At 68.3% G+C, this 26,933-nt stretch carries 27 protein-coding genes and 1 pseudogene; 15 read left to right on the top strand and 13 right to left on the bottom strand.

The window, feature by feature from the left end; translation table 11 throughout:
• Positions 1 to 53: 53 nt before the first annotated feature.
• Both HU735_RS04030 and HU735_RS04025 read right to left on the bottom strand, forming a co-directional pair.
• The gene (locus HU735_RS04030) at positions 54 to 647 is read right to left on the bottom strand and encodes a DUF4157 domain-containing protein (protein WP_186712509.1); all 594 of its coding nucleotides are present in this window, start codon (positions 645 to 647) and stop codon (positions 54 to 56) included.
• Positions 634 to 1,197 (bottom strand): TetR/AcrR family transcriptional regulator, encoded by a 564-nt coding sequence (locus tag HU735_RS04025; RefSeq protein WP_186712508.1) that lies wholly within the window; start codon positions 1,195 to 1,197, stop codon positions 634 to 636. Before HU735_RS04025 ends, HU735_RS04030 begins: the two co-directional genes overlap by 14 nt.
• 89 nt (positions 1,198 to 1,286) lie before the next feature.
• Here HU735_RS04025 and HU735_RS04020 point away from each other — a divergent pair, with 89 nt between their 5' ends.
• Both HU735_RS04020 and HU735_RS04015 read left to right on the top strand, forming a co-directional pair.
• The gene (locus HU735_RS04020; RefSeq protein WP_186712507.1) at positions 1,287 to 2,018 is read left to right on the top strand and encodes an SDR family oxidoreductase; all 732 of its coding nucleotides are present in this window, start codon (positions 1,287 to 1,289) and stop codon (positions 2,016 to 2,018) included.
• Between the two features lie 27 nt (positions 2,019 to 2,045).
• Positions 2,046 to 2,645 carry a 2-hydroxychromene-2-carboxylate isomerase gene (locus tag HU735_RS04015; protein ID WP_186712506.1) on the top strand — a complete coding sequence of 200 codons (600 nt, stop codon included), beginning with the start codon at positions 2,046 to 2,048 and terminating at the stop codon, positions 2,643 to 2,645.
• A gap of 40 nt (positions 2,646 to 2,685) precedes the next feature.
• Here HU735_RS04015 and HU735_RS04010 read toward each other — a convergent pair whose 3' ends face one another.
• The 5 genes and pseudogenes from HU735_RS04010 to HU735_RS03990 form a co-directional block, all read right to left on the bottom strand.
• Complete coding sequence (locus tag HU735_RS04010; RefSeq protein ID WP_186712505.1) at positions 2,686 to 2,973, bottom strand: hypothetical protein; 288 nt, start codon at positions 2,971 to 2,973, stop codon at positions 2,686 to 2,688.
• 7 nt (positions 2,974 to 2,980) lie between these two features.
• Positions 2,981 to 3,526 (bottom strand): cupin domain-containing protein, encoded by a 546-nt coding sequence (locus tag HU735_RS04005; protein WP_050705832.1) that lies wholly within the window; start codon positions 3,524 to 3,526, stop codon positions 2,981 to 2,983.
• Positions 3,527 to 3,605: 79 nt separating this feature from the next.
• A pseudogene (locus HU735_RS04000) lies at positions 3,606 to 4,797 on the bottom strand (MFS transporter).
• A 78-nt stretch (positions 4,798 to 4,875) separates the two neighbouring features.
• Complete coding sequence (locus HU735_RS03995) at positions 4,876 to 5,409, bottom strand: cytochrome b (RefSeq protein WP_186712504.1); 534 nt, start codon at positions 5,407 to 5,409, stop codon at positions 4,876 to 4,878.
• Positions 5,406 to 6,452, bottom strand: coding sequence for a catalase family peroxidase (locus tag HU735_RS03990; RefSeq protein ID WP_186712503.1), 1,047 nt, complete (start codon positions 6,450 to 6,452; stop codon positions 5,406 to 5,408). The genes HU735_RS03995 and HU735_RS03990 overlap by 4 nt, the downstream gene beginning before the upstream one ends.
• A gap of 133 nt (positions 6,453 to 6,585) precedes the next feature.
• Between HU735_RS03990 and HU735_RS03985 the strand changes: the two genes are divergently transcribed.
• Positions 6,586 to 7,104, top strand: a complete 519-nt coding sequence (locus HU735_RS03985; RefSeq protein WP_186712502.1) for a sigma-70 family RNA polymerase sigma factor — start codon at positions 6,586 to 6,588, stop codon at positions 7,102 to 7,104.
• Complete coding sequence (locus tag HU735_RS03980) at positions 7,101 to 7,853, top strand: anti-sigma factor (RefSeq protein WP_186712501.1); 753 nt, start codon at positions 7,101 to 7,103, stop codon at positions 7,851 to 7,853. The genes HU735_RS03985 and HU735_RS03980 overlap by 4 nt, the downstream gene beginning before the upstream one ends.
• A 5-nt stretch (positions 7,854 to 7,858) precedes the next feature.
• On the opposite strand, the gene HU735_RS03975 is transcribed toward HU735_RS03980, so the two are convergent.
• The 3 genes from HU735_RS03975 to HU735_RS03965 form a co-directional block, all read right to left on the bottom strand.
• Complete coding sequence (locus HU735_RS03975) at positions 7,859 to 8,989, bottom strand: HlyD family secretion protein (protein ID WP_186712500.1); 1,131 nt, start codon at positions 8,987 to 8,989, stop codon at positions 7,859 to 7,861.
• Positions 8,986 to 10,614 carry an MFS transporter gene (locus tag HU735_RS03970; RefSeq protein WP_186712499.1) on the bottom strand — a complete coding sequence of 543 codons (1,629 nt, stop codon included), beginning with the start codon at positions 10,612 to 10,614 and terminating at the stop codon, positions 8,986 to 8,988. The genes HU735_RS03975 and HU735_RS03970 overlap by 4 nt, the downstream gene beginning before the upstream one ends.
• Positions 10,615 to 10,678: 64 nt before the next feature.
• Entirely contained in the window at positions 10,679 to 11,188 is a 510-nt protein-coding gene (locus HU735_RS03965) for a GNAT family N-acetyltransferase (protein ID WP_186712498.1), read from the bottom strand.
• A gap of 146 nt (positions 11,189 to 11,334) precedes the next feature.
• Between HU735_RS03965 and HU735_RS03960 the strand changes: the two genes are divergently transcribed.
• From HU735_RS03960 to dksA, 3 genes are all read left to right on the top strand, one after another.
• Complete coding sequence (locus HU735_RS03960; protein ID WP_062362175.1) at positions 11,335 to 11,895, top strand: carbonate dehydratase; 561 nt, start codon at positions 11,335 to 11,337, stop codon at positions 11,893 to 11,895.
• A gap of 2 nt (positions 11,896 to 11,897) precedes the next feature.
• The gene (locus HU735_RS03955; RefSeq protein ID WP_186712497.1) at positions 11,898 to 13,235 is read left to right on the top strand and encodes a dihydroorotase; all 1,338 of its coding nucleotides are present in this window, start codon (positions 11,898 to 11,900) and stop codon (positions 13,233 to 13,235) included.
• A 77-nt stretch (positions 13,236 to 13,312) separates the two neighbouring features.
• The gene (gene dksA / locus HU735_RS03950; RefSeq protein ID WP_186712496.1) at positions 13,313 to 13,720 is read left to right on the top strand and encodes an RNA polymerase-binding protein DksA; all 408 of its coding nucleotides are present in this window, start codon (positions 13,313 to 13,315) and stop codon (positions 13,718 to 13,720) included.
• Here dksA and HU735_RS03945 read toward each other — a convergent pair.
• Positions 13,717 to 14,430: an MgtC/SapB family protein gene (locus tag HU735_RS03945; RefSeq protein ID WP_186712495.1), complete on the bottom strand. Its 714-nt coding sequence runs from the start codon at positions 14,428 to 14,430 to the stop codon at positions 13,717 to 13,719. The two genes, dksA and HU735_RS03945, sit on opposite strands and share 4 nt — an antisense overlap.
• 338 nt (positions 14,431 to 14,768) lie before the next feature.
• Entirely contained in the window at positions 14,769 to 15,539 is a 771-nt protein-coding gene (locus tag HU735_RS03940) for a class I SAM-dependent methyltransferase (RefSeq protein ID WP_186712494.1), read from the bottom strand.
• Positions 15,540 to 15,612: 73 nt separating this feature from the next.
• Here HU735_RS03940 and HU735_RS03935 point away from each other — a divergent pair, with 73 nt between their 5' ends.
• On the top strand, positions 15,613 to 16,074 hold the full coding sequence (locus tag HU735_RS03935) for a sterol desaturase family protein (RefSeq protein WP_186712493.1): 462 nt from the start codon (positions 15,613 to 15,615) through the stop codon (positions 16,072 to 16,074).
• A 36-nt stretch (positions 16,075 to 16,110) separates the two neighbouring features.
• On the opposite strand, the gene HU735_RS03930 is transcribed toward HU735_RS03935, so the two are convergent.
• The gene (locus tag HU735_RS03930; RefSeq protein ID WP_186712492.1) at positions 16,111 to 17,427 is read right to left on the bottom strand and encodes a hypothetical protein; all 1,317 of its coding nucleotides are present in this window, start codon (positions 17,425 to 17,427) and stop codon (positions 16,111 to 16,113) included.
• Positions 17,428 to 17,635: 208 nt separating this feature from the next.
• On the opposite strand from HU735_RS03930, the gene HU735_RS03925 reads away from it, so the two are divergent.
• The 7 genes from HU735_RS03925 (at position 17,636) to HU735_RS03895 (ending at position 26,868) form a co-directional block, all read left to right on the top strand.
• Entirely contained in the window at positions 17,636 to 18,850 is a 1,215-nt protein-coding gene (locus HU735_RS03925) for a sugar transporter (RefSeq protein ID WP_186712491.1), read from the top strand.
• Positions 18,847 to 19,629 carry a helix-turn-helix domain-containing protein gene (locus HU735_RS03920; protein ID WP_186712490.1) on the top strand — a complete coding sequence of 261 codons (783 nt, stop codon included), beginning with the start codon at positions 18,847 to 18,849 and terminating at the stop codon, positions 19,627 to 19,629. Before HU735_RS03925 ends, HU735_RS03920 begins: the two co-directional genes overlap by 4 nt.
• 73 nt (positions 19,630 to 19,702) lie before the next feature.
• Positions 19,703 to 20,599, top strand: a complete 897-nt coding sequence (locus HU735_RS03915; protein WP_186712489.1) for an alpha/beta fold hydrolase — start codon at positions 19,703 to 19,705, stop codon at positions 20,597 to 20,599.
• 181 nt (positions 20,600 to 20,780) lie between these two features.
• Positions 20,781 to 21,266 carry a DUF2165 family protein gene (locus HU735_RS03910; protein WP_186712488.1) on the top strand — a complete coding sequence of 162 codons (486 nt, stop codon included), beginning with the start codon at positions 20,781 to 20,783 and terminating at the stop codon, positions 21,264 to 21,266.
• Positions 21,267 to 21,280: 14 nt separating this feature from the next.
• Positions 21,281 to 22,375 (top strand): efflux RND transporter periplasmic adaptor subunit, encoded by a 1,095-nt coding sequence (locus tag HU735_RS03905; protein WP_186712487.1) that lies wholly within the window; start codon positions 21,281 to 21,283, stop codon positions 22,373 to 22,375.
• 18 nt (positions 22,376 to 22,393) lie between these two features.
• The gene (locus HU735_RS03900) at positions 22,394 to 25,477 is read left to right on the top strand and encodes a MexW/MexI family multidrug efflux RND transporter permease subunit (RefSeq protein ID WP_186712486.1); all 3,084 of its coding nucleotides are present in this window, start codon (positions 22,394 to 22,396) and stop codon (positions 25,475 to 25,477) included.
• Positions 25,474 to 26,868, top strand: a complete 1,395-nt coding sequence (locus HU735_RS03895) for an efflux transporter outer membrane subunit (RefSeq protein WP_186712485.1) — start codon at positions 25,474 to 25,476, stop codon at positions 26,866 to 26,868. The genes HU735_RS03900 and HU735_RS03895 overlap by 4 nt, the downstream gene beginning before the upstream one ends.
• The last annotated feature ends 65 nt before the right edge of the window (positions 26,869 to 26,933 follow it).

Raw genomic sequence — 26,933 nt, 5'->3', positions numbered from 1 at the left:
ACGCATGGTTTCAAGGCAGTATCATTCCCTGTAGGAGCGGTGTAACTCGGTAGTCAGCGTGGCCCGCCGGATGCCTTTTCGCGCAAAGCCTTGGCCACCTGCGCCTCGATCTCGTAAGCCGGCCCCTCCAGCGTCTGGTAATCGCGGGTATAGCGCCGGGCGAATTCCTCCACCCCCAGTTCCTGGTACTGCTGCACATGCTTGAGCTCATGGGCCCACAGCGCCACGTTGTCCTCGGCATCGGCGCTGCGGCGGAAGATGATGGTGTCGATCAGGGTCACCGCGTTGACGTCCGGGTTCTGCAGCAGTGCGTTGGCGGCGCTGATCTGCTGTTCATCGCCCACCCGGTAGCGCGCCGCGTCGAGCACGGCGAAGTCGTACCAGGGCTCGAGTTGGGCGCGGATATGCAAGGGGATCGGCTGGCTGCCGCTGGCGGTGGCCTCGTCGCGGGCCTGGCGCAGGGCGAACACCAGGCTGCCGGTGGCCATGCGCTCGACATCCTGAAGCACCTGGCCGCCCTGGTTGGGGTCGATGGGCGCGCAGAAACACACCACCAGGCATACCTGGTATTGCCCGGTCGGGCAACGTTCCTGGGCGAAGGCGGGCAGGGCCAGCAGCAGTCCGAGCAGGGTACTAGCGAGCCTCATCGAAGACCCGTCCGACCAGTTTACGGCTGGCGTCCAGCACCTGCGCCTGCACTGGCTCGCTGGCCAGCATACGGCCCACCACCAGCGCGCCGACGCACTGACTGAGCAAGGCCCAGGCCAGCTCGGGGTCGTCGAGGGTCTCGCTCCACGCCTGGTGCAGTTCCACCAGCCAGTGCTCAGCCTGCTCACGCACCGGGCGCTCGGCGCGGGCGATTTCCACGCCCAATGGCGGCAGCGGGCAGCCGCCCTCGGCATTGTGCAGGTGGGCCAGGGTCAGGTACTGGTCGAGCAGGCGCTTGAGCCGGGGCCGATCGGTGCCACGCTCGACCAGACGCGCCAACGGGCTGTTGGCCAGTTCGCGGCGGACGATCTCGCTGAACAGGTCGTCCTTGGACGGGAAATGGTTGTAGAAGGCGCCGCCGGTCAGGCCGATGGCCTTCATCAATCCGGCCACGCCGGTGGCGGCGAAACCCCCGCGCTTGGCCAGGGCGCCGCTGCTGGCGAGCAGCTTCTCGCGAGTCTGTTGCTTGTGGTCGGTGCTGTAGCGCATGCGCGGAACCTCTTGGCGCGGGCTTGACGATAAGCTGATCGTAGCATAGCGTTCGTTTACTAAACGATCATTCATCAATGGAGCGGTCCATGGTAGAACAACAAAAGGTCGTGCTGGTGATCGGCGCGGGCGACGCCACTGGTGGCGAGATCGCCAAGCGTTTCGCCCGCGAGGGGTATGTCGCCTGTGTCACCCGGCGCCAGGCGGACAAGCTGCAGCCGTTGCTCGACGAGATCCGCGCCGCGGGCGGTCAGGCTCATGGCTTCGGGTCGGATGCGCGCAAGGAAGAGGAGGTGGCCGAGCTGGTCGAGACCATCGAGCGCGATATCGGCCCGATCGACGCCTTTGTCTTCAATATCGGCGCCAATGTCCCGTGCAGCATCCTCGAGGAAACCCCGCGCAAGTACTTCAAGATCTGGGAGATGGCCTGCTTCGCCGGCTTTCTCACCGCCCAGGCGGTCGCCCGGCGCATGGTGACCCGCGAGCGCGGCACCATTCTCTTTACCGGCGCCACTGCCGGCACCCGCGGCGCGGCCGGTTTCGCCGCCTTCGCCGGGGCCAAGCACGGCCTGCGCGCCCTGGCCCAGAGCATGGCGCGGGAGCTGGGGCCACGGAACATCCATGTCGCCCATGTGGTGGTCGACGGCGCCATCGATACCGCGTTCATCCGCGACAGCTTCCCCGAACGCTATGCGCTCAAGGACCAGGACGGCATCCTCGATCCCGCGCACATTGCCGACAGCTACTGGTTCCTGCACGCCCAGCCACGGGATGCCTGGACCTTCGAACTTGACCTGCGCCCGTGGATGGAGCGCTGGTAAGTCCCACCCTCATACAAGGAACGAATCATGAGCAAGACCGTCGAGTTCTTCCTGGACCTGGGCAGCCCGGCCACTTACCTGGCTTCGACCCAGCTACCCGCCCTGTGCGCGCGTCACGGGGCGCGGTTGGTGTACAAACCGATCCTGTTGGGCGGGGTGTTCCAGGCCACCGGCAACGCCTCGCCGGTCATGGTGCCGGCCAAGGGGCGCTATATGCGCATCGACCTCAAGCGCTATGCCGATCGCTATGGCGTACCCCTGACCCTGCCGCCAGGGTTTCCAATCAATACCCTGAACCTGATGCGCGGGCTGATCGGCGTTCAGTTGTTTGCCGAAGCGCGGTTCGAGGCGCTGTTGAAGGTGCTGTTCGAAGGGCTGTTCGTGCACGGACGTAATCTGGGAGACCCTGCGGTATTGGGTGAGACCCTGGCCGCAGGTGGCTTTGATGCCGAGATGTTCCAGGCGCTGGCCGCGCGGCCGGAGGTCAAGGACGCCTTGCGCAAAGCCACCGAGGAGGCGGTTGAGCGCGGCGTGTTCGGCGCGCCGACGTTCTTCGTCGACGGGCAGATGTACTTCGGCCAGGACCGGCTGGATTTCGTCGAGCAGGCCTTGGCCCGGCAGGCATGACGATCTGGCCATGCCGCTCCTACAGGGGATTGCTCACGGGTCAGGCCAGCAGTCGCTCTAGTTGCCCGCGTTCCCAGAGGCTCAGGTGATCCACCGGATTGGTGCCGTAGCGGTGCCAGTCGACCAGCGCGCCCCGGCGTCCATCCGGGCTCTGGCAATGGCTGCAGTGGGCCAGGCCTTCGCCGTCCAGCACCAGGGTCAGGCGCCAGCCGTCGATCAGCACCTCGACCTGCCCGCCGGCCAGGCGGGCGATCGTCACCAGCGGCCGCACGCCAAGGGCGGTATCGCGCAGGCACTGGTACGCCTCGCGGCTGGCGACGGTGGTCATGCGCGAATCAGAAGTTCGCCGGGGTGTTGGCACTGATGATCTCGGCCTCGTCGGGGCCGATGTTCTTGAAGGTGTGGGGCAGGGTGGTGGGGATGTAGTAGCCGTCGCCCGCGTTGAGCACACTGACCTGGCCATCGACCCACAGCTCCATGGTGCCTCGGGTGACCAGGCCGCATTCCTCGCCTTCGGCGTGGACGATCGGCTCGCCGGAGTCGGCACCCGGCGCATACAGCTCGCGCAGCATGCGCATCTGCCGGCCTTCGACACTGGCACCAACCAATAGCATGCGCAGGCCGTTACGGCCCAGGTCGGGCTGCTCGCCGCCACGGAAAACGTAACGTTCCTCGCGCACCGGCTCGTCGAAACTGAAAAACTCCGCCAGGGACATGGGGATCCCTTCGAGCAGTTTCTTGAGGGAACTGACCGAAGGGCTGACCCGGTTCTGCTCGATCTGCGAGATCGTCGAGTTGGTCAGGCCGCTGCGGCGGGCCAGTTCCCGTTGGGAGAGGTTGTTGCGTTCACGCACCAGTTTGAGTCGTGTCCCCGTGTCCATAGCCGCCTTGTTTGCAGAGGTGTCAAAAATAATGGGCGAGGCATTAAAACACACTCTGCAGGCTTGCGCGCTGTGCGTCTCAGTGACGCTGGTCGGTGGCTACCGGCCACAGCCCCACCAGCAACAGCAGGGCACCGACGGCGAGGAACGGCAGGCGCGGGTCGAGGGCGTAGACAAGGGTGCCGGCCAGTGGCCCGATCACCGCGCCCATGCCTTGGGCGGCGCCGATCGAGCCGGCCGTGGCGCCCTGTTCGCTGGCGTGCATGGCGTTGGCCGCCAGGGCGGAGAATGCCGGGAAGACGAAGCCCATGCCGAACGCGGCGACAAAGAATGCGCCCCACAGCCAGGGTGCGTGGGTTGCCAGTGCAGAAGCTGCAAAACCCAGGCCGGAGATGCTGGCGCCGACACGGATCATTTTCGCCGGTGGCCACTCGAGCCTGCGCAGGAACACCTGTGCCAGCATCAGGGCCACGCCCACGCAGGTCAGGGCGATACCCGCAGCCTGGGCGGCGTCACCGGCCTCCAGATGCAGGCGGTCGAGGGCGAAGAAACCGACGGCGATCTGCGACACGGTGATGCTCAGCATGGCGCTGAAGGCCACCAGAAGCGGGCGACGCAGGCGTGGGTCGGACAGGCGCACCGGATTGGGCGCATGGATTTGCGCCAGTGGCTGGGGCTTGAGCTTGAACAGCAGCACCACGAACGCCGTGGCCGGCAGCAGCGACATGGCATAGAACGGCAGGCTCAGGCTGTAGCGCGACAGCAGCGCGGCCAGTGCCGGGCCGACCACCAGGCCGACGGCATTGGCCGCGCCCAGCGAAGCCATGGCCCGGGCCCGGCGCTGGGGCTCGACGTGGTCGGCGATCAGCGCGTTGCCGCCCACCGGCAGTGCGGCATAGAAGGCGCCGATCAGGCCACGGGCCAGCATCAGCCCGAAGAACGCCACGCTCGCGCCCGGCAGCCAGCGCAATGCACCGTCGATGAACAGGCACAGCACCCAGTAGGCCAAGGTAAAACCGCCACTGCCCAGCAGCAGCACGCGGCGCCGGCCATAACGGCCAGGGCCGCGCCAGCAGCACCCAGACCACACCGGCCACGGTCACCGCCGCGCCGGCCTGCCAGGTGGCCATGCCCAGCAGGCGGGCGATGGGGCCGATCAGGGCGACGAAGGCCATCATCGCCATGGTGCAGGCCATGTTCACCAGCATCAGTGGACGCAGGTCCAGGGTGCTGGCGGGGGTCAATGCGGCAGGGTCCTTTGCGACGTTCATGGGGCAGTCCGGGGCAGTTCGACGAAATGAGCGCCAATGTTAGTAATAATTATTTACATGTGTCGACCCCGGCAATGCTCATTCACTGCGGTGCAGCGGGCCTGGCCACATGCTACGCAAGACGCCGTCGCGGCGCACCAGGGCATGCACCAACGCCGCCCCCAGGTGCAGCAGCACGGTGGCGAACAGCAGGTAACCCGCCCAGCCGTGGGCCTGGCGCAGCACGGCGTACAGCTGCAGGTCGTGGGGCGCGATGGCGGGCAGTTGCAGGGGGCGTGGATAGCCACCGGCCGAGAGCATGGCCCAGCCGAGCAGCGGCATGGCCAGCATCAGGCCGTACAGCAGCAGGTGCGAGGCGCCGGCGGCCAGCCGTTGCAGGCGGGGCAGGTCGCCGGGCAGCGCCGGGTGCGGCAGGGCCAGGCGCAGGGTGATACGCAGGATCACCAGCACCAGCAGGGCCAGGCCGGTGGCCTTGTGCAGCTCGACCAGCAGCGGATGCCGTGGCGACAGGTCGCCGACCATGTTCACGCCGATGAACAGCATGGCCAGGATCAGCGCGGCCATCAGCCAGTGCAGCAGGCGGGCCAGGGGGTGGAAGGCGGTGGCGGTCATGGGCGGGCTCCTTCGCTCAGCGCTTCGTGGCTGCGGCGGTTGAACGACACTGAATAGGCGGCCGAGCGGGCGGCGAGGATCGGGTCGGCGGACGGTTCGATGCCGTGCGGCAGGATCAGCGGGTCGAAGTTCAGGTCGCGGCAGGCACCTTGCTCGGGGCCATCGACCCGTTCCAGCACCAGGGTGCCGGCGTCGATGCTGCGGCGTTCGGCGGGCCAAGGGCGGGCAGGGTCGTCCACCGGGTCGCCGGGCTCGGCCAGGGTCAGGCGCAGGGTCCAGCGCAGCGGGCCCCGGGCCAGGCGTTGCTGCAGGTCGTGCTGGAGGAACTGCTTGTCATCGACCTGGGCGGGCAGGGCGGCGAACGTTGTCTGCGGCTCCAGGGCCCAGCGCACCGGGTGGGCGTTGCCTTGGGCATCGATCAGGCGAAAAGCGTTGATGCTGTTGTAGGCGGTGCTGGCGAAGCTGTCGCTGGGCTTGTAGCTGGCCGCCCACTGGCGAAACGCCGCGCTTTCCGGGTGGTTGGCGAAGAACGCCTGCAGTTTTGCCGGGTCCGGCTTGCCGGTGGCCGGGTCGGGCGCCCCGGCCAGCACCTGCTGGTAGAACCCCTCGGGCGTGCTCACCGCCAGCACCGGCGGGTTGTTCATGCCGGTGCGCCAGACCTGGCCGTCGTCGCTGCTCAACTGGATGGCCAGGCTGCGCACCGGTATGGCGGTATCCGGGGCGAACGGGTTGGCGCCGCCGATGGCGAAGCGACCGATCACCGGTACCTGGGCCTGGCTGAACACCCGGGCGCTGGAGAGTGCCGCAGCCTGCCCGCTGGCCTGGAAGTAACCGCTGACGCACAGGCCTTTGGCATGGTTTTTCCGATAGCCGGGATAATGGCCGGCCTGGGCCTCGAAGGTGTCGATGATGCGCTGCGGGGTCAGCCCTGGCGCGCCGATCCAGCCGGCGGCATAGGCGAAGCCCGCACCGAGGGCGGCGAGGGTGGCGCCGATGGCGGCCAGGCGCAGGGCCTTGGCGGGGCCATGCAGGGGAGTGGTCATGGGGACGCTCCGGTCAGGTGGGATGAGCCGGTACGACGCAAGGGCGAACGATTTATTCCCGCCGGGGGAATAGATTTCGTGCCGGGCCGTCTGCCCATTACACTGACTGCCCATTGGGGCCCGGAACCCGACCATGCACGATCTGGACGACCAACAATGGCGCGAGCTGCTGCAACGCCTGCGCCGCTTCGCCCTGTGGCTGACCCGCGAGCCCGGCGGCGCCGACGACCTGGTCCAGGCCACGGTCGAACGCGCCCTGAGCCGCCGTGGCCAGCAGCGCGACGCCGAGAGCCTGCGGCCCTGGCTGTTCACCATCCTTTACCGGCTGTTCCTCGACGGCAAGCGCCGCGAGCGCCTGCATGCCCGCTGGCTGGCCTGGTTCGGTCGGGGCCAGGCCGAGGAGCCGACCGGCGGCGAGATCGAGAGCATCGTCCTGGCCCAGGCCGACCTGCGCGCCTTCGCCCGGCTGTCGGCCGAGCAGCGCGCCCTGTTGTTGCTGGTCAGCGTCGAAGGCCTGAGCTACAAGGAGGCGGCCGACGCCCTTGGCATTCCCATCGGCACGGTGATGTCGCGTCTGTCGCGTGCCCGTGCCGCCCTGCGTGAACTGACCGAGGGCAACCCCACGCCCCCGGCCCTGCGGAGACTCAAATGACGCGCCTGATCCCCACCGAGCACGAGTTGCATGCCTATGTCGACGAGCGCCTGGAACCGGCCCGCCGGGCCGAGGTCGAGGCGTGGCTGGCGGCCAATCCCGAGGAGGCGGCGCGGATCGAGGCCTGGCGCGGCGATGCCCGGCGCCTGCGGGCGGCCCTGGCGGGCTTCGGCGAGCAGCCCAGCGATCCAGCGCTGGACCTGGCGCCCTTGCGCCGCCGCCTGCGCCAGCGTCGGCAATGGCGCCTGGCACAGGCGGCGGTATTGCTGCTGGCCGTGGGCCTGGGTGGCCTGGGCGGCTGGCAGGCACGTGAGGCGACGCTGTTCGCCGGCATGTTACCCATGGCCGATGCCGTGGAGGCCCACCGATTGTTCGCCGATGCAAGCACGCTGGATATCCAGGCCAGTGATCCGGCGCGGCTGCAGGCCTGGCTGGGGCGTCACTTCAACCGTGTCGGCCAATTGCCGGACCTGTCTGGCTATGGCCTGCAGCCGGTGGGCGCACGCCTGCTGAGCAACGAGGCGGGGCCGGCGGCGTTGTTGGTGTTCCAGGACCGCCAGGGGCTGCGCATCAGCCTGTTCCTGCGCTCGCCCGGCGAGCACTTCGAGCGCATGCCCAGCGGCCAGCGCACCGACGGCCAGTTGCAGGCCCGCTACTGGTCCCACGGCGACTACAACTTCGCCCTGGTCAGCGCGGTGGATGATGCCCGTGGCGAGCAGGTGCGCCGGGCACTCGGCGTCAGCCTGTAGGCCGGTCACCTGTCCCGGGTATCGATGCTCACCACCACCGACATCCCCGGCCGCAGTTGCCTGGCCTCGGGCTGGTCGCCATCGACGGTGATCCGCACCGGGATGCGCTGGGCGATCTTGACGAAGTTGCCGGTGGCGTTGTCGGCCTGCAGCAGGGCGAACTCGGAACCGGTGGCCGGGGAGATCTGCTGCACATGGCCGCGCAGCTTCAGGTGGTTGAGCGCATCGACGGTGAAGGTGGCGGGTTGGCCGATGCGCACGTTGGCCATCTGCGTTTCCTTCAGGTTGGCGATCACCCAGAGGGTGTCCGGCACCAGCGCCATCAACTGCGCGCCGGGATTGACGTAGGCGCCCAGGCGGGTGCCGATCTGCCCTAGCTGGCCGTCGCGCGGCGCCTTGACCCGGGTGTTGTCCAGGTCGATGCGGGCCAGCTCCACGGCGGCCCTGGCATTCTCCACCGAGGCCTGCAGCGCGGCACGGTTGACGATCACCGTCTCGCGGTCCTGGCGGGCGATTTCCAGCGCGGCGCGGGCCTGGGCCAGGCTGGCGACGGCGGCGGCATGGCTGGCGCGGCTCAAGTCCAGTTCGCGGCGCGACACCGAGCCGTCGCTGACCAGCGCCTGGTTGCGTTGCAGGTCGGCCTTGGCCTTGTCGGCCTGGGCGGCGGCGTCGCTGATCGCGGCCTGGCGCTGGGCGATGCCGGCCTCGGCGCTGTTGCGCTGCTGCAGGTTGTTGGCCAGCGCCGCCTCCTGCTGTTTGAGCTGGGCGATGGACTGGGCCAGGCGCTGGGTGTAGATGCGGTCGTCCAGGCGCACCAGCAGGTCGCCCTGCTTGACGAACTGGAAATCGTGCACCGGCACCTCGACGATGTAGCCGCCCAGCTGTGGCCCGATGATCGTCACCTGGCCGCGCACCAGGGCGTTCTCGGTGCTCTCGATGGCGCTGCTGAACGGCGGCAGGCGCCAGGCATACAGCACCAGCAGGATGCCGGCCAGGGCCACGGCGGCGAAACTCAGCGACGACAGCAGGCGCACCCGCCGACTGCGCGCCGGGCTGGTTGGTTCGCTGGGTGGTTGCGCGCCTTCCGGGGTTTCGGCGATGGCGGTGGTGGTGGTCGTTGGCGTTTCTTGGGTCATCGGCTCGAAGCACCGCTGGTGGAGTGGTTGTAGCGCAGGTACAGGCTGCGGATGAAGATCCAGATCATGGTCAGGATAGCGATGGCGCCGATCAGCATGAACACATCGTTGTAGGCCAGCACGTTGGCCTCGCGGGTCGCGGCGTTGGCCAGCAGGCGCATGCCGGCCTCGTTGCGCAGCGCCGGGTCGGCGAACACGCCGGCGTAACCGGCGCCACCGCCCTGCACGCGGGCGCTGACCAAGGGTTCCAGGGCGCTCAGGCGGTCCATCAGCTGGCTGGAATGGAATTTTTCGCGCACGGTCTGGAAGGTGCCCAGCAACGCCGAGCCGATCAGCCCGCCGAGGTTGTTACAGATACCGAACAGCACCGAGAAGCTCACCAGGTTGCGCGGGTTGGCGCGTACATGGCCGATGCCCAGCGCCATCGACGGGCCGACGAAGAAGGTGCTGCCGAAGGCCAGCAGGAACTGGCTGAGGTACATCTGCGCCGGCCGGGTCAGGTTGTTCGAGGTACTGTCCATGAAGGCGCCGGTGGCCATGGCGGCCAGGGAGATGAACAGCGGCAGCACCAGGTGCTGGGGGTTGATGGTCAGGGCGCTGGTGGTCAGCCCCGTGACCGCGCCCAGCAGCATCACCGCGTACAGCGCGCGCATCTGCTCGTTACCCATGTTCAGCGCCTGGAGAAAACCCACGGCGCCGGTGGACTGCTCGGAGATCACCATGCGGATCAGGATCACGCACAGGGCCAGGCGGATGATCGCGCCGCTGCCCAGCCAGCGAGTCATCAGCAACGGGTTGCTGCGGTTGTGCTCGATGGCCAGGCCCGAGAGGATCAGGGCGATGGAGGCGGCCAGGGCAACGCCGATCCACGGCGCATCCAGCCACCAGTCGATGCGCCCCAGCGACAGCGCCGCGCAGAGCAGGGCGGTGCCGCTGGCCATCAGGGTGAAGGTGAGGAAATCCAGGGGCTCGAAGGTCTTGAAGCGATCGCCCGGAGGCAGCTTGAGCAGCAACACACAGCCCAGCGCGGCCAGGGCCAGGCCCAGCTCGAACAGGTACAGCCCGCGCCACTCGGCAATCTGCAGCAGGTCTTCGGAGAACACCCGGGCCAGTGGCACCGCCAGCTGCGAGGCGCCCAGGCCGAGGACCATCGCCTTGAGCCGCCACTGCGCGGGGAACGCCTGGATCATGTAGTACAGGCCCAGCGAACTCAGCGCGGCGCCGACCATGCCATGGGCGGCGCGCACGGCGATGGCCGAGTTGAGGTCGTTGACGAACAGGTGGGCGAGGGTGACCAGGGCATAGAGCACCAGGAACACCTCGGTGAAGGCACGCAGGCCGAACTCCTGGCGGAACTTCACCAGCAGCAGGTTCATCGACACGTTGGTCATCACGAAGGCCGCCGGCAGCCAGGCCATTTCGGCGCTGGTGGCACCCAGCGCGCCCTGCAGGAACGGCAGGTTGGCGACCACCAGGGCGTTGCCCAGGCCACCGGTAATGGCCACCAGCAGGCCAACCAGGCCGTAGGCCAGGCGCTTGGCCGGGGCGTGCAGCGGCGTCGAGGGCGAGCCGGGCAGGCTGGGTTTCTCATGGGGGAGCCACTGGCGGGGGGCGTACTTGTCCATCGGGTTGTCCGTTACCACGGGTGATCCGACTCTACGTCAATGGTCGGTTGGATGAAAACATCGCTCAAACGGCGAGCGACAGGCGCATGGCGCAGCGGTTGCCCAGGCCATGGGCCAGTTCGCCGGCGAGGATGCCTTGCAGCCGTGCATCGAGCTGCGGCAGCGGGATGCGCTCGAAGCCATAGCGGGCGTAGAACGGGGCATTCCAGGGGACATCGTCGAAGGTGGTCAGGGTCAGCCAGGGCAAGCCATTCAGGCGTGCGGCCATACGGGCCTGGTCCAGCAGGCCGCGACCCAGGCCCTGGCCCTGGGCTTCCTGGCGGACCGACACTTCATGAATATGCAGGGCGTCACCGGTAGTGCTGGCGCAGAGAAAGCCCAGCGGCTGATCCTGGTCATCCACGGCAATCCAGCTGCCACCTTCGTTGACGAACGCCAGGTGCTCGGCTTCGCCCATCACCTCGCTGTCGGCCAGCCAGGCCAGGTGCGGCAACTGCCGGAAAGCCTGGGCAGCGGAGCGTTCCAAGGCGGGGAGCAGAGGGATGTCGCTGACGAGGGTGGGGCGGATACGCATGGTGGATCAGGGCCTGTAGGTGCGATGGTGCGCCCACGCGTTGTCGCGCAGGAAGGTGGAGTTTGCCAGATCGGCGTGTGGAGGTGTTGCATTGTAATTGTTATAACGTAACATTTGCGTTTCTCCTTCCATGCAGGGCCCTTACCGTGATCCGCAGAAACCCCTCCGGCCATCTCCCACAAATCGCCGAATCGGCCTATATCGACCACACCGCCATCATCTGCGGCAAGGTGATCATCCATGACAACGTGTTCGTCGGCCCCTACGCGGTGATCCGCGCCGACGAGGTGGATGGCAGCGGCGACATGCAACCGATCGTCATCGGCGCCAACTCCAATATCCAGGACGGTGTGGTGATCCACTCCAAGTCCGGCGCGGCGGTGCGCATCGGCCAGTACAGCTCGATCGCACACCGCTCCATCGTCCATGGCCCCTGCGAGGTCGGTGACCGGGTGTTCATCGGCTTCAACAGCGTGCTGTTCAATTGCAAGGTCGGCGACGGCAGCGTGGTGCGGCACAACTCGGTGGTCGACGGCCGCGACCTGCCGCCACGCTTCTATGTGCCGCCCACCGAGCACATTGGCCCGCACACCGACCTGGAGCGCTACCCGCCGGTCAGCGTGTCGGCCTCGGAGTTCTCCGAGGACGTGGCGCGCACCAACATCGACCTGGTCCAGGGCTACAAGGCCCTGCAGAACGAGTTCTGAACATGGACACATTGCTGGTGCGCAACGCACGGCTGGTCAATGAAGGGCGCGAGTTTGAAGGCGACCTGCTGGTGCGCCACGGGCGCATCGAACGGATCGCCGGCAGCCTCGACAATGCCCGGGCGGCGCTGGAGATCGATGCCCGGGGCGCCTGGCTGCTGCCGGGGATGATCGACGACCAGGTGCATTTCCGCGAGCCGGGGGCGCCGCACAAGGGCAGCATCGCCAGCGAGTCGCGGGCGGCGGTGGCTGGGGGCATCACCAGCTACATGGACATGCCCAACACCAACCCGCCGACCCTGACCCTGGAGGCGCTGGCCGACAAGAAGCGGCGGGCGGCGGCGAGTTCGCGGGCGAACTATGGCTTCCACTTCGGCGTGAGCCGCGACAACCTCGACACCATCGCCGCCCTCGACCCGCGCGAAGTGGCCGGGATCAAGGTGTTCATGGGAGCCTCCACGGGCGACATGCTGGTGGACGACCCGCAGGTGCTGGAAAAGCTCTTCGTCTATGCGCCGACCATCGTCCTGGCCCACTGCGAGCACACCCCGAGCATCCTCGAGAACGAGGGCTGGTGGCGGGCCCGCCACGGTGAGTTCATTCCCCCGGCGGCGCACCCGCTGATCCGCGACGCCGATGCCTGCTACCGCTCCTCGAGCCTGGCCGTGGAACTGGCCCGGCGTTTCGGCACGCGCCTGCACGTGCTGCACCTGACCACGGTGCGGGAGCTGGCGCTGTTCACGCCGGGCCCGGTGAGCGGCAAGCACATCACCGCCGAGGTGTGCCTGCACCATCTGCTGTTCGACGACAGCGACTACGCCAGCCTCGGCCACCTGATCAAGTGCAACCCGGCGATCAAGACCGGCACCGACCGTGACGCTTTGCGCAAGGCCTTGGCCCGCGACCGCATCGATGTGATCGGCACCGACCATGCGCCGCACACCCTGGAGGAGAAGCGTCGGGTGTATACCCGCGCGCCGTCCGGCCTGCCGCTGGTGCAGCATGCCTTGCCGGCGGCGCTGGAACTGGTCAGCGAAGGGGTGTTGAGCATGGCCCAGGTGGTGAACAAGACCAGCCACGCGGTGGCCGAACTGTTCGCCATCCGCGAACGCGGTTTTCTGCGCGAGGGGTATTGGGCGGACTTCGCCATCGTCGAGCGCCTGGCCAGCCCACGGGCGGTGGCGGACGACCCGGTCCTGGCGCACTGCGGCTGGACGCCGTTCCAGCAGCGCGCCTTCCACCACGTGGTGCGCAGCACGGTGGTGTCCGGACAACTGGCCTGGCACCAGGGGCGGGTACGCGACCAATGCCAGGGCTTGCCCTTGATGTTCGACCGCTGAATCCCCCTGTTCCTGTAGTAGCGGCCTCGCGCCGCGAAAGGGGCGCAAGGCGCCCCCAGCATTCCGGAGTTACCCCCATGACTGAAGAGCAACTGCTGCAACAACCCACCAGCGCCTACATGAACGAGCCGCAGCGCCAGTTCTTCCGCAACCTGCTGCTGACCCAGCGCGGCGAGCTGCAGACGCGCATCGAGCAGGAGTTCCGCGCCCTGCGCGAACAGGAAGTGCACAGCGACCCCGCCGACATTGGCAGCGCCGAGGAGGAACGCCACTGGCAACTGCGCTCACTGGAGCGGGAGAAAAAGCTGCTGGACAAGATCGACCAGGCGCTGGAGCGCCTGGCCCGGGGCGATTACGGCTGGTGCGAGGAAACCGGCGAACCGATCGGCCTGCGCCGCCTGCTGCTGCGGCCCACCGCCACCCTGTGTGTCGAGGCCAAGGAGCGCCAGGAGTTGCGCGAGCGGCACGTACGTGACGATGTCTAGTCAGTGGCCAGGCCTTGGGCCTGCAACTGCCAGCGCACGGCGCTCACGCCTTTCTCCAGGCTCACCCGGCCGACCAGGCGCTCCAGCTGGGTCGGTGCCTGCGGCGTGCCGAGCAGCTCGGCGCGTACTTCCAGGCGTGCGGGGTCGGCCAGGTCCTCGCTGTGCAGCGATTGCAGGCGCAGGCCCGGATCGCTGAGGCTGTGCAGCATCAGGCTGCGCACCTGGATCTCGTCCTCGGCGCGGCAGACGATGCGCACCTCGTAGCGCTGCTCGACCTCGCTGGCCGGCACCACGTCCTGGCGGTCCAGACGCTGGGCGAGGTCGCGCAGCAGGATGTTGGCGCACAGCACCACCAGGCTGCCCAGGGAGGCTTCCAGCAGCAAGCCGAGGCTGCACAGCACGCCGACCGCAGCGGTGCACCATAGGGTGGCGGCGGTGTTCAGGCCGCGCACGTTGAAGCCGTCGCGCATGATCACGCCACCGCCGAGAAAGCCGATGCCCGACACCACATAGGCGGCGATGCGCGAGGCATCGGTGGGCGCCATGCCCGGCACGGCCTGGGTCATCAGCACGAACAGGCAGGCGCCGGTGCTGACCAGGGCGTTGGTGCGCAGGCCCGTCAGGCGCTGGCGCAGTTGACGCTCGGCACCGATCAGGGCGCCGAGCAGCAGGGCCACGCTGACGCGCAGCAGAAAGATTTTCCAATCCATAGCGAACTCCGTTCCGCGGGCGATGGCCCGCACGAGCACCGACCGCAGGCGGCGCGAATGAAAGCGAGGAATGCGCAGGACCACGCGCCATGCCAGGTGGCAGGGCAGGAAGGAAAGGAGGAATGTTCAACCCCGCAGGGCCGAAGGGAACCACCGTCTACCGAGTGCGGCGAGACAGTGGCAGGAACGCTGCCGGACTAGCTCGCCGTGTGGGCCTGTCGCAATCGACTGGGGCTACTGTCCAATGCAGGGGACTCCTGTGTGTGGGATGCTTGAATGCGCGGCGGACCATACGCCTTGACCCGCGCAGGGTCAAGGCGTGAATCATGACAATTGCGTTACGCCAGGCGCTGGCAGACGTAGGCCTGGGTCCGGTAGGGGAAGGCGATGTGCTCGCGGCCCTTGAGGTCCGGGTGGTTGTCGATCAGATCCTGCAACCTGGCCATGACCCTGTCCTGTTCGGCCTGGGGCAGGGCGGCGATGAAGCTGACCGAGCGCAGGCGTTCGAGGATCACCGTTTGCGGGCTGCCTTCATGGACGTGGGGCAGGGTGGTCAGTTGCGGCGCGCCGAAGCGGCTGCCCTCGAAGGCGTCGCGCCAGCGACCGGTGTGGAAGCGCGGGGTGTCGCCTTCGTAGGGAGTGATGATCTCGGTGATCCGTGCCACCCAGTCCACCGTTTCATCGCGCACGTTCCAGATCAGCCCAAGGCGGCCGCCCGGCGCCAGCACCCGGTGCATCTCGCGCAGGGCGGCGGCATCGGCGAACCAGTGGAAGGCCTGGGCGCAGACCAGCACCTGCTGGCTGGCGTCGGCCAGCGGGATGTGCTGGGCAGTGCCTTCGAGCACGGCGACCTCCGGCAGTCGCTCGCTGAACCGCTCGCGCATGGCGGCCACCGGCTCCACCGCCGTCAGACGCGGCGCCAGCGCGGCGAGCAGGCGGGTGAACTTGCCGGTGCCGGCGCCCAGGTCGAGCACCGGGGTACCGGCGCCGATGCCCAGGGTGTCGCGCAGCCAGCCCTGCAAGGCGCTGGGATAGTCGGGCCGGCCTTGCTCATAGTTGCTCGACTGGCGGGTGTAGCCGGTGCTGGCTGAGACGTGCACATCCTTCATGGAAAATCCCTCCGAATGACCTGGCGGCAATGGTACCCTTGCGCCTTTCGTTGCCAAACCCCCGGACCGATCCATGTTGTTCAATCTCGCCGTGCTGTTCGGCACCCTGGTGGCCATGGAGGGCGTCGGCACGCTGGCCCACAAGTACGTCATGCACGGCTGGGGCTGGTGGCTGCACCGCTCGCACCACGAGCCGCAGCTGGGCATGCTGGAGACCAACGACCTCTACCTGCTGGCCCTGGGCCTGATCGCCACGGCACTGGTGGCCCTGGGCAAGGCCGGGCATGCGCCGTTGCAGTGGGTTGGCGCTGGGGTGGCGGGGTATGGCGTGGCCTATGTGCTGGCCCACGATGGCTTCTTCCACCGGCACTGGCCGCGAGCACCAAAGCCGGTCAACCGCTACCTCAGGCGCCTGTATCGGGCGCACCGCCTGCACCATGCGGTGAAGGGGCGCCAGGGCAGCGTGTCGTTCGGCTTCTTCTATGCGCCGCCCTTGCGGGTGTTGAAGCAACAGCTGAAACGGCGGCGGGGCTGAGCGTCACGCGTCTGCCGACCTTCAGGCGCCGCCGGCCTACCAGGCCAGCGGCTGCTCGAATCCCTTCCAGCACACCCAGCGCCTCACCTCGCCATGCGCCCCGGTGCCGATCTGCCATTGCGGCCTGCCGCTGTCCAGGGCGATCAGTGAAATGAAACCGGCATGGCTGGCCACCGCCAGGGTGCGGCCATCGGCGCTGATGTCCATGGCGCTGATGGTCGAGCCGAGGTAGTGCTGCCAGTGCTCGCTGCCGTCCTCGCCGAAGGCGCGCAGGTAGCCATGGGCGTCGCCGACGATGTACTCGCTTTCACGGGCCACTCCGGCGTAGATCCGTGCGCCGTCCTGCAACAGCGGCGTGCGCGGGTCCTCGCTGTAGAAACCGGTGTCCAGCCCCGGCAGGTTGGCCACCCGCACGCCGACGGTGCCGCCCCGGTAAAAGTGGCAGGCGTTGAGGATCAGCTGGTCGCCACGCCGGTTGAACAGGGCGAAGTGCGGGTATTCGCTGGCCGGGCCGACTTCGGCGATAGGCTTGAACTGCTCGTCGAGCACCAGGTGTCGGCCGCATTGTTCGCCCAGGGCGATCAGCCGGCCATCCGGTGACAGCGCGGCATGCTCCATGGACAGGCCCAGGACGATATCGTCCGGGTCGGTGCCCCGGCGCAGGTCGTCGAGAATCTCGTCCTCTCGTGGCAGCAGGCGCGTGGCGCCGTCGGCGGCGAGCACGAAGATGCCGTCGCTGCTGACCAGCAGGACCCGCTGGCCATCGGGGAAGGGCAGCAGCGCGGTGGGTATCGGCGGCAGGTCGAGGGGGTCGAACGGGTAGCCGGCGGGCAACCCTTCCAGGCCATGGGGCCAGGCCAGCCTGGCCACCTGCGGGCCGCCCCAGCCATCGGTCACGCGCACCCCTTCGGCATTGGCCAGGGCGTAGTAGCGCCGTTGCGGGCAGCGGCCGAAATGCTCGACGCCGATCACCGGGGTGACGCCCTGGTCGTCGATGCGCAGCACCTGCCCCCGGTCGAACGGCATGCCGATGCGCGCCAGCAGGCTGCCGTCGTCGAGCAGCAGCAGGTTGCCGATGCCCTGGGCCTGTTCCTCGAACAAAGGCACCAGTGGCAGGTGCGCCGGCGGCCAGGCCTCGCGGAACAGCTGGCGCTGCGCCGGCTCGACGCCGGGCCGGTTGATGGCCCGCAGCGCCGCCAGCCACTCGTCGAGCAGGTGTTCGGTGGCCGCTGCCTGCGGCTCCTCCAGATCGTCCCAGCCTTGCGCACGGCCCTGCGCGACATAGTGGTTGATGGCCTCGGCGTAGGCGATGACTGCCTCGCGCCATTGCTGCTGGGGGTGCTGCTTGTCCATGGGCGGATCGAACTCCTTGTTCCGCAGGGTGGGTGGCGATGCAACAAAAGGGTGCATGGTACTCCGTCCGCGTCCATGGTTGTGAGGTCCGGGCTTGATGCGTACCATGCTGGGCATCCTTCCAATAATCAAACGTGCGTCACCGGCCTGGCACCTGGGCAGGCGATGTGCGTCCTGTTGCCTTGCCCGCGGAGAAAAACCTCTTCACATGAATGGACCCGTACCCACCTCATTGCCCCCTACAGCCGGCAACGGCAGTTGGCTGAGCGTCATCGCCCTGGCCCTGGCGGCGTTCATCTTCAACACCACCGAGTTCGTCCCGGTGGCGCTGCTCAGCGATATCGGCCGCAGCTTCGAGATGAGCACCGCGCAGGTCGGCCTGATGCTGACCATCTATGCCTGGGTGGTGGCGCTGGCATCGCTGCCGATGATGCTGATGACCCGCAACATCGAGCGCCGACGCCTGCTGCTGCTGGTGTTCCTGGTGTTCATCGCCAGCCACCTGTTGTCGTGGTTGTCGCAGAGCTTCGCCATGCTGCTGGTCAGCCGCATCGGCATCGCCCTGGCCCACGCCGTGTTCTGGGCCATCACCGCGTCGCTGGCGGTGCGCGTGGCGCCGCCCGGCCAGCAGGCCAAGGCGCTGGGCTTGCTGGCAACCGGTACCACCCTGGCGATGGTCATGGGCATCCCGCTGGGGCGGGTGGTGGGTGAGGCCCTGGGCTGGCGCATCACCTTCCTGTGCATTGCCGGGGTGGCGCTGGCGACCATGCTGTGCCTGATGAAGTCGCTGCCGCTGCTGCCGAGCCAGAACTCCGGCTCGTTGCGCAGCCTGCCGATCCTGTTCCGCCGCCCGGCGCTGGTGATCACCTACGTGCTGGTGACGTTGGTGATCACCGCGCAGTTCACCGCCTACAGCTACATCGAGCCGTTCGCCCTGCACGTGGCGCAGATCGGCGGCGAGCGCACCACGCTGCTGCTGTTGCTGTTCGGGGGCGCCGGGGTGTTCGGTTCGGTGCTGTTCAGCCGCTACAGCGAGCGTTTCCCCCATGGCTTCCTGGTGGGGGCCATCGGCGCCCTGGCCGCCTGCCTGCTGCTGCTATTGCCGCTGTCGGGCGATTTCCCGGTATTCGCCGGGCTGAGCATGGTCTGGGGCGTGGCGATCCTCAGTTTCAGCCTGGCCCTGCAGTCCAAGACCCTCAAGCTCGCCTCGGACGCCACCGACGTGGCCATGGCGCTGTTCTCGGGGATCTACAACATCGGCATCGGCGGCGGCGCGCTTTTGGGCAGCATCGTCAGCAGCCAGCTGGGCGTGGCGCATATCGGCCTGGTCGGTGGCGGCGTGGCGGTGCTTGGCCTGGTGCTGGCACTGGCCAGCACCCAGCGCTTTCGTGAAGCCCTGACACGCGTGCCGGGCCAGGCGTGAAGCAGCACCTGCCGGTGTTCGAGCACCCGGGGCAGTGGTGCCGCCCGGTGTGCCGCGAGTATGCCGATGGCCAGCGCCTGAGCCCGCACTGGCACGAGGCGGGGCAACTGGTGTTCGCAACCCGCGGGATCATGGAGCTGCGCTGCGCCCAGGGGTTCTGGGTGCTGTCGCCGCAACAGGGCCTGTGGGTACCGGCGGGGCTCGAGCACAGCCTGCGCGCCCGTGGCCAGGTGAGTCTGCGCACGCTTTACCTGCACCCGCAGACTTGCGAGCTTGCCGATCAGCCCTACAGCCTGTTGATGACGCCGCTGCTGCGCGAGCTGCTGCTGAGTGCCCGCGCCATCGACCAGAACACGTTGCCCGACAGTCGCGAGGCGCACCTGATGGCCTTGCTGCTGGACGAGCTGCGCTGGGCACGCGATGTGCCGTTGCGCCTGACGATGCCCGCCGAGCCTCGCCTGCAAAAGCTCTGCGCGGCCTTGCTGGAGGACCCGGCGAACGGGCGCGCCCTGGAGGACTGGGGGCGTGAAGTGGGCGCGTCGGTGCGTACCCTGGCGCGGCTGTTTCAGGCCGAGCTGGGCTGCACCTTCCAACATTGGCGCCAGCAAGTCCGGGTGTTCGCCGCCATCGCCCGGTTGCACAAGGGCGAACCGGTGGGGCGCATCGCCCAGGAACTGGGCTACGAGTCGCCGGCGGCGTTCGCCAAGGTGTTCCGCCGGCTGATGGGCTGTGCGCCCAGCGTCTTCAGCGCAAGTTGGCCGATACGCACGCATGCCTGACCGCCGCGCGCCAGCGCCGCGCCCGGGCCGACCCTAAGCTGACGCGTATCCGATCCGCCACAGGAGCCGCGTCATGCCCGTCACATTCAACCGCGAGAACCTCGCCATCGCCGTCAATGGCATCACCCTCGATGCCTGGCTCTATCTGCCCGAGGCCCCGGGGCCGCTGCCATTGGTGTTGATGAGCCCGGGCTTTGCCGCGCTCAAGGGCCAGGCCCTGGACCGTTTCGCCGAATATTTTGCCGCCACGGGCCTGGCGGTGGTGCTGTTCGATCAGCGCAACTTCGGCCACAGCGGGGGCGAGCCGCGAGGCGAGATCGACCCTCGCCAGCAACTCGATGACCTGCGCGAGGTGCTGACCTGGGCTTGCACGCAGCCGCGCTTCGATGCCCGGCGCATCGGCGTCTGGGGCTCGAGCTACAGCGGTGGCCACGCCCTGCAACTGGCGGCCTGGGACCGCCGGGTGCGCTGTGTGGTGGCCCAGGTGCCGACCATCAGTGGTCACCAGAACTTCCTGCGCCGGGCGGGCGAGCATGTGCACGCGGTGCGCGAGGCTTTCGCCCGCGACCGCGCGGCCCGCCATGCCGGTGGTGCGCCGGGGTATCGACGGGTGATCGCCGAGGCGGGGGAGGCCGGCATCTATGCCGGGGCAGACGCCGAAGCGTTCTACGGCACGGCACGGGCACTGCAGGCGGGTTGGGACAACCGTGTGACCCTGCGTTCCAGTGAACTGGCCAGCGAGTACGAACCGGGCCTGACCATCGAGCGCATCAGCCCGACGCCACTGCTGATGCTGGTGGCCGAACGTGACACCGTCACCCCCGCCGACCTGGCCCTGGCCGCGTTCAACCGCGCCGGGGAGCCCAAGCGTCTGGTGCTGCTGCCCGATGGGCACTTCGATCCGTACCAGCGGCACTTCCAGGCTGCGGCGCAGGCGGCGGGGCAGTGGTTCCTGCGTCACCTGGGCTGAGCGGTGGCCGGGGCAGGTTCAACCCCGCAATGCCGCACGACTGATCCGCATCAATCCTCCTGGCAACACGCGCCCCTGTAATAGGGGCGCTTGTGCATCGGCAAGGCTGCCACTAATATCCAAGCGTTTTCTTGTGTAATTGCCTGTTCCCCCTGGCCAGGCCATCAATACGGACGTTGATATGGATTTGCACACCTCCCTGTGGCTGTTCCAGGCCATCCAGGCCGTGGGCCTGGCGTTATGGCTGAGCATCGCGGTGTTGAACAACCTGCAGGCTTTCGCCAGCTCCGTCGGCGCCATTGGCGCCACCCTGGCCATGGCGCCGCTGCGCCAGCCGCCGGCCATCGACTTCCCGTTGCTGCGCCGGGCCTGCCAGTCGACCGGCCTGGCTCGCGCCGCGCTGCTGGTGATCCTGCTGCTGCAGGTCGTCGCCAGCGTGGCGGCCTGGATCGGCTGCTACGGGCTGATCATCGCCCAGGACCCGCTCATGGCCCGCGCCTGGCTGAACCTGGCGCTTGCTGCGTTCCTCGCCTTCACCTTCGCCATGCTGCTCGGTGGCCTGTGGTTCGGCTACTGGATCCGCCAGGAAGGCCTGCAGCTCACCCACCTGGTGCTGGTGCTGTGGGCGATCCTGGCGTTCTTCCTGTTCAACCTGAATTGGGCCTGAGGCGAGGACGCGTGATGAAAAGCAAGGCGATACTTGGCAGCACACTGGTGCTGGCGTTGGTCACTGCCGCCGGCCTGGCCTGGCGCCACACCGGTCAGGCCCAGGCCACCGCGACGGCGCCGCGGTACCTGGTCAAGGTGGCCCTGGCCACGGTGCAGAAAGAACCGCAAAAACGCGCCTTTGCCGGCGTCGGCGAGCTGGAGGCGGTGCACCAGGTGCTGGTGTCGGCCGAGATCGGCGGGCGGGTGACGGCGATCAACTTCACATCCGGCCAGCAGGTGCGCAAGGGCGATGTGCTGGTCACCCTCAACGATGCCCCCGAGCAGGCCGAGCGCCTGCGCCTGAAGGCCCAGCTGGACAATGCGCGGACCAACCACCGGCGGGTCAAGGACCTGCTGCGCGAGAACGCCGCCACCCAGGAACAGCTGGACAACGCCCTGGCGGCCCGTGACATGGCCCAGGGCGAACTGGCCCGCACCGAGGCGGTGATCGCCCAGAAGGCGGTGCGCGCGCCGTTCGACGGGCGCCTGGGCATCCGCCGGGTGAACCAGGGCCAGTACCTCAATGTCGGTGATCCGGTGGTCAGCCTGATCGACACCCGCAGCCTGTACGTCAACTTCTCCCTCGAAGAGCAGCTGAGTGCCCAGCTGCGCCCCGGCCAGCCTGTCGAGGTGCGTCTGGATGCCTTCCCCGATACGCCGTTCACCGCTCATATCACGGCCATCGACCCACTGATCGGCCGCTCGCGCACGGTGCAGGTCCAGGCCACCCTGGCCAAGCCCGATGCGCGCCTGGCGGCCGGCATGTACGCCAGCGTGCAGGTGGCCAGTCCCGATGACGGCCAGGTGCTGACCGTGCCGGAAACCGCGGTGGCCTATACCGCCTATGGCGACACGGTGTTCGTCGCCCGCCACGATGACGCCGCCGGTGCGTTGGTGGTGCAGCGGGTGGCGGTGCGCACCGGCGAGCGCCAGGCCGGCCGTGTGGTGATCGAGCAGGGCCTGAACGAAGACGACCAGGTGGTGGTGTCGGGGCAGTTGCGCCTGAGCGACGGTACCGCCGTGCAAGCCACCGAAGACACCCTGCAGGCCCCGGCCAGCGGCGCCTGACCCCAGCGAGAACACGCCATGACATTCACCGACCTGTTCGTGCGCCGGCCTGTGCTGGCGCTGGTGGTCAGCACCCTGATCCTGCTGCTGGGGCTGCTGTCGCTGCTGCAGTTGCCGATCCGCCAGTACCCGTTGCTGGAAAGCTCGACCATCACCGTGACCACCGAATACCCCGGCGCCCCGGCCGAACTGATGCAGGGCTTCGTCACCCAGCCGATCGCCCAGGCGGTGTCGTCGGTGGAAGGTATCGACTACCTGTCGTCCTCCTCGGTACAGGGCCGCAGCCTGGTGACCGTGCGCATGGAGCTCAACCGCGATTCGACCCAGGCGCTGACCGAGGTGATGGCCAAGGTCAACCAGGTGCGTTACCGCCTGCCGGAGCGCGCCTACGATCCGGTGATCGAGCGCTCGGCCGGCGAGTCGACGGCGGTGGCCTATATCGGCTTCGCCAGCCCGAGCCTGCCGATCCCGGCCATGACCGACTATCTCACACGGGTGGTCGAGCCGTTGCTCAGCACCATCGAGGGCGTGGCCAAGGTCCAGGTGTTCGGCGGCCAGACCTTGTCGATGCGTCTGTGGATCGACCCGGCGCGCCTGGCCGCTCGAGGCCTGACCGCCGCCGACGTGGCCGAGGCGGTGCGGCGCAACAACTACCAGGCGGCACCTGGCAAGGTGAAGGGCCAGTACGTGATTGCCAATATCCGCGTCGATACCGACCTGACCTCGGTAGGCGATTTTCGCGAGCTGGTGATCCGCAACGACGGCAATGGCCTGGTGCGCATCCGTGACATCGGTACCGTCGAGCTCGGCGCCGCCTCGGCCGAAACCAGCGCCAGCATGGACGGCGTGCCGGCGGTGCACCTGGGCCTGTTCGCCACCCCGGGCGGCAACCCGCTGGTGATCGTCGAGGGTATCCGCCAGCTGCTGCCGCAGATCCGCCAGACCCTGCCGCCGGACGTCAAGGCCGAGCTTGCCTTCGAGACGGCGCGCTTTATCCAGGCCTCCATCGACGAGGTGACCAAGACCCTGCTCGAGGCCCTGGCGATCGTGGTGGTGGTGATCTACCTGTGCCTGGGTTCGCTGCGCACGGTGCTGATCCCGGTGGTGACCATCCCGCTGTCGATGCTCGGCGCGGCGGCGCTGATGCTGGCGTTCGGCTTCAGCATCAACCTGCTCACCCTGCTGGCGATGGTGCTGGCGGTGGGGCTGGTGGTGGACGATGCCATCGTCGTGGTGGAGAACGTCCACCGCCACATCGAGGAGGGACGCACGCCGGTGGCGGCGGCGTTGATCGGCGCCCGCGAGGTGGCCGGGCCGGTCATCGCCATGACCATCACCCTGGCCGCGGTGTACGCGCCGATCGGCATGATGGGCGGGCTGACCGGCGCGCTGTTCCGCGAGTTCGCCTTGACCCTGGCCGGCGCGGTGGTGGTCTCTGGCGTGGTGGCGCTGACCCTGTCGCCGGTGATGAGCTCGTTCCTGCTCGATGCGCGCCAGTCCGAAGGGCGCATGGCCCATGCCGCCAACCGTTTCTTCGACTGGCTGGCCGAGCGCTATGCCCAGGTACTGGGCTTCTCGCTGAAGCACCGCTGGATCAGCGTCGGCTTCGCCTTGCTGGTGCTGGTCAGCCTGCCGCTGCTGTACAGCCTGCCGCAGCGCGAGCTGGCGCCAACCGAGGACCAGGCCGGGCTGCTCACCGCGATCAAGGCGCCGCAGCATGCCAACCTGGCCTATGTCGAACGCTTCGCCGACAAGCTCGACGCGGTCTATCGCACCCTGCCGGAGACCGTCAGCACCTGGATCATCAACGGCAGCGACGGCATCGCCTCGGGTATCGGCGGCATCAACCTGCAACCGTGGGACGAGCGCGCGCGCAACGCCTCGCAGATCCAGCTCGACCTGCAGGCGGCGGTGAACGATGTCGAGGGCACCAGCATCTTCGCCTTCCAGCTGCCGGCGCTGCCGGGCTCGACCGGCGGTTTGCCGGTGCAGATGGTGCTGCGCAGCTCCCAGGACTACCGGGTGCTGTTCGACACCATGGAGCAGGTCAAGGCCAAGGCCCGGCAGAGCGGACTGTTCGCCGTGGTCGACAGCGACCTGGACTACAACAACCCGGTGGTGCAGGTGCGGGTCGAGCGGGCCAAGGCCAACAGCATGGGCATCCGCATGCAGGACATCGGCGAGTCGCTGGCGGTGCTGGTGGGGGAGAACTACCTCAACCGCTTTGGCCTCGACGGTCGTTCCTACGACGTCATCGCCCAGAGCCCACGCGACCAGCGCCTGACCCCGCAGGCCCTGACCCGACAGTACGTGCGCAGCGAGGAGGGCCGGCTGGTGCCGCTGTCCACCGTGGTGCAGGTCAGCGAGCAGGTCGAGCCCAACCGCCTGACCCAGTTCAACCAGCAGAACGCGGCGACCTTCCAGGGCATCCCGGCGGCCGGTGTCACCCTGGGCGACACCGTGGCCTTCCTCGAACAGGTCGCGGCTGAGTTGCCCGTTGGCTTCAGCATCGACTGGCAGTCCGACGCCCGTCAGTACCAGCAGGAGGGCAACGCCCTGATGCTGGCGTTCCTCGCCGCCGTGGTGGTGATCTACCTGGTGCTGGCGGCGCAGTACGAAAGCCTGGTCGATCCGCTGATCATCCTGATCACCGTGCCGCTGTCGATCAGCGGCGCGCTGCTGCCCCTGGCGCTGGGGGTGGCCACGGTGAACATCTATACGCAAATCGGCCTGGTGACGCTGATCGGGCTGATCAGCAAGCACGGCATCCTCATGGTGGAGTTTGCCAACACCCTGCAGGCCGAGCAGCACCTGGACCGGCGCACGGCGATCGGCAAGGCGGCGCAGATCCGCCTGCGGCCAATCCTCATGACTACGGCGGCCATGGTGGTAGGGCTGATCCCGCTGCTGTTCGCCTCGGGCGCCGGCGCCGCCAGCCGGTTCGGGCTGGGCGTGGTGATCGTCACCGGGATGCTGGTGGGGACCTTGTTCACCCTGTTCGTGCTGCCGACCATCTACAGCCTGCTGGCCCGTGACCATGCCAGCACCGCGCGTTCGGCGCGGGCGCGGTCGTTGGCCGAAACCCTGGAGGGCCAGTCATGAAGCCTGTATTCGTCGTTTCCCTGATGGCCCTGGCCTTGACTGCGTGCAGCGTCGGCCCCGACTACCAGAAGGCCGAGGTACCGGCCAGTGGCGTGCACAGCCCGCAGCGCGCCGTCTTCGCCGCCCGTGGCGAGTTGCCGGCGCAGTGGTGGCGGTTCTTCGACGATCCGCAGCTGGTGCGCCTGGTCGACCAGGCCCTGGCCAACAACCTTGACATCCGCCAGGCCCACGCCAACCTGCTGGCGGCGCGGGCGCTGTTCGACGACCGCAGCCTCGACCGCTATCCCTGGATCACCGCCCGCGCCGGCTACAACCAGAGCCTGGAGCAGCAGCAACCGGCCGATGGCAGCGACCCGCGGCGCATGCGCACCGAGCAGTACCGCGCCGGCTTCGACGTGCAGTGGGAGATCGACCTGTTCGGTCGCCTGCAACGCCTGACCGACGCCGCCGAGGCTCGCGCCGACGCGGCGGCGGCAGACCTGCGTCAGGCGCGCCTGAGCATCGCCGCGGAGGTGGCCCGCAACTACTACCTCCAGCTTGGGCTCAAGCGCAGCCTGGGCGTGGCCGAGGACCAGGTCGAGGCCTGGCGCGAGACCCTGCAGCTGACCAGCGCCCAGGTGCGCGCCGGCAGCGGCCAATACGAGGACCAGCAGAACGCCCACGCCAACCTGTTGCTCAGCGAGGCGGCGGTGCCGCCGTTGCAGGCGGCGATCCAGCAGGCCAGCTACCGCCTCGACGTGCTGACCGGACAGGTGCCGGGCAGCCAGGAGCAGGGCGCCGCGCCGTTCCTGCCGCCGCTGGCGCGCCAGTTGCCGTTGGGCGATGTCGACGCGCTGATCGGCCAGCGGCCCGATGTGGTCAGCGCCGAGCGTGAGCTGGCGGCCAGCACCGAGGATGTCGGCGCGGCCACCGCCGAGCTGTACCCGCGCATGGACCTGGGCGGCTTCATCGGCTTCTTCGCCCTGCGCAGCGGCGACCTGGGCAGTGCCGCCCGCGCCTACGAGCTGGCGCCGGTGGTGACCTGGCCGGCGCTGCGCCTGGGCAACGCCCGTGCCCGCCTGCGGGTGCGCGAGGCGCTGGCCGAGGGCAGCCAGGCACGTTACCAGCAGGCCGTGCTGCTGGCCCGCGAAGAGGTGGAAAACGCGGTGACGCAACTGGTGCGCAACCAGGCCCGGCTGCAGAGCCTGATGGCCTCCGCCGGCCATGGCAGCGAGGCCATCGACATTGCCAACAAGCGCTACCGGCGCGGCGCGGGGACCTATCTGGCGGTGCTGGAGAACCAGCGGGCGCTGTTCTCGATCAAGCGCGAGGTGGCGGAGGCGGAGACAGCCTCGTACCTGGATGCGATTGCGCTGTACAAGGCGTTGGGGTGGGGGAGTGCGGCGCAGTAGTGCGCGCCGGTCCTTCATGCTGTACAACCATTGCCTGTCAGGCATGGCCACGTTGCAATGGATGT

Source organism: Pseudomonas sp. BW16M2 (assembly GCF_014268865.1).
Classification (GTDB): Bacteria; Pseudomonadota; Gammaproteobacteria; order Pseudomonadales; family Pseudomonadaceae; genus Aquipseudomonas; species Aquipseudomonas peradeniyensis.
The sequence above is the reverse complement of the archived record's forward strand: the minus strand, read 5'-3'. Positions and strand labels throughout refer to the sequence as shown.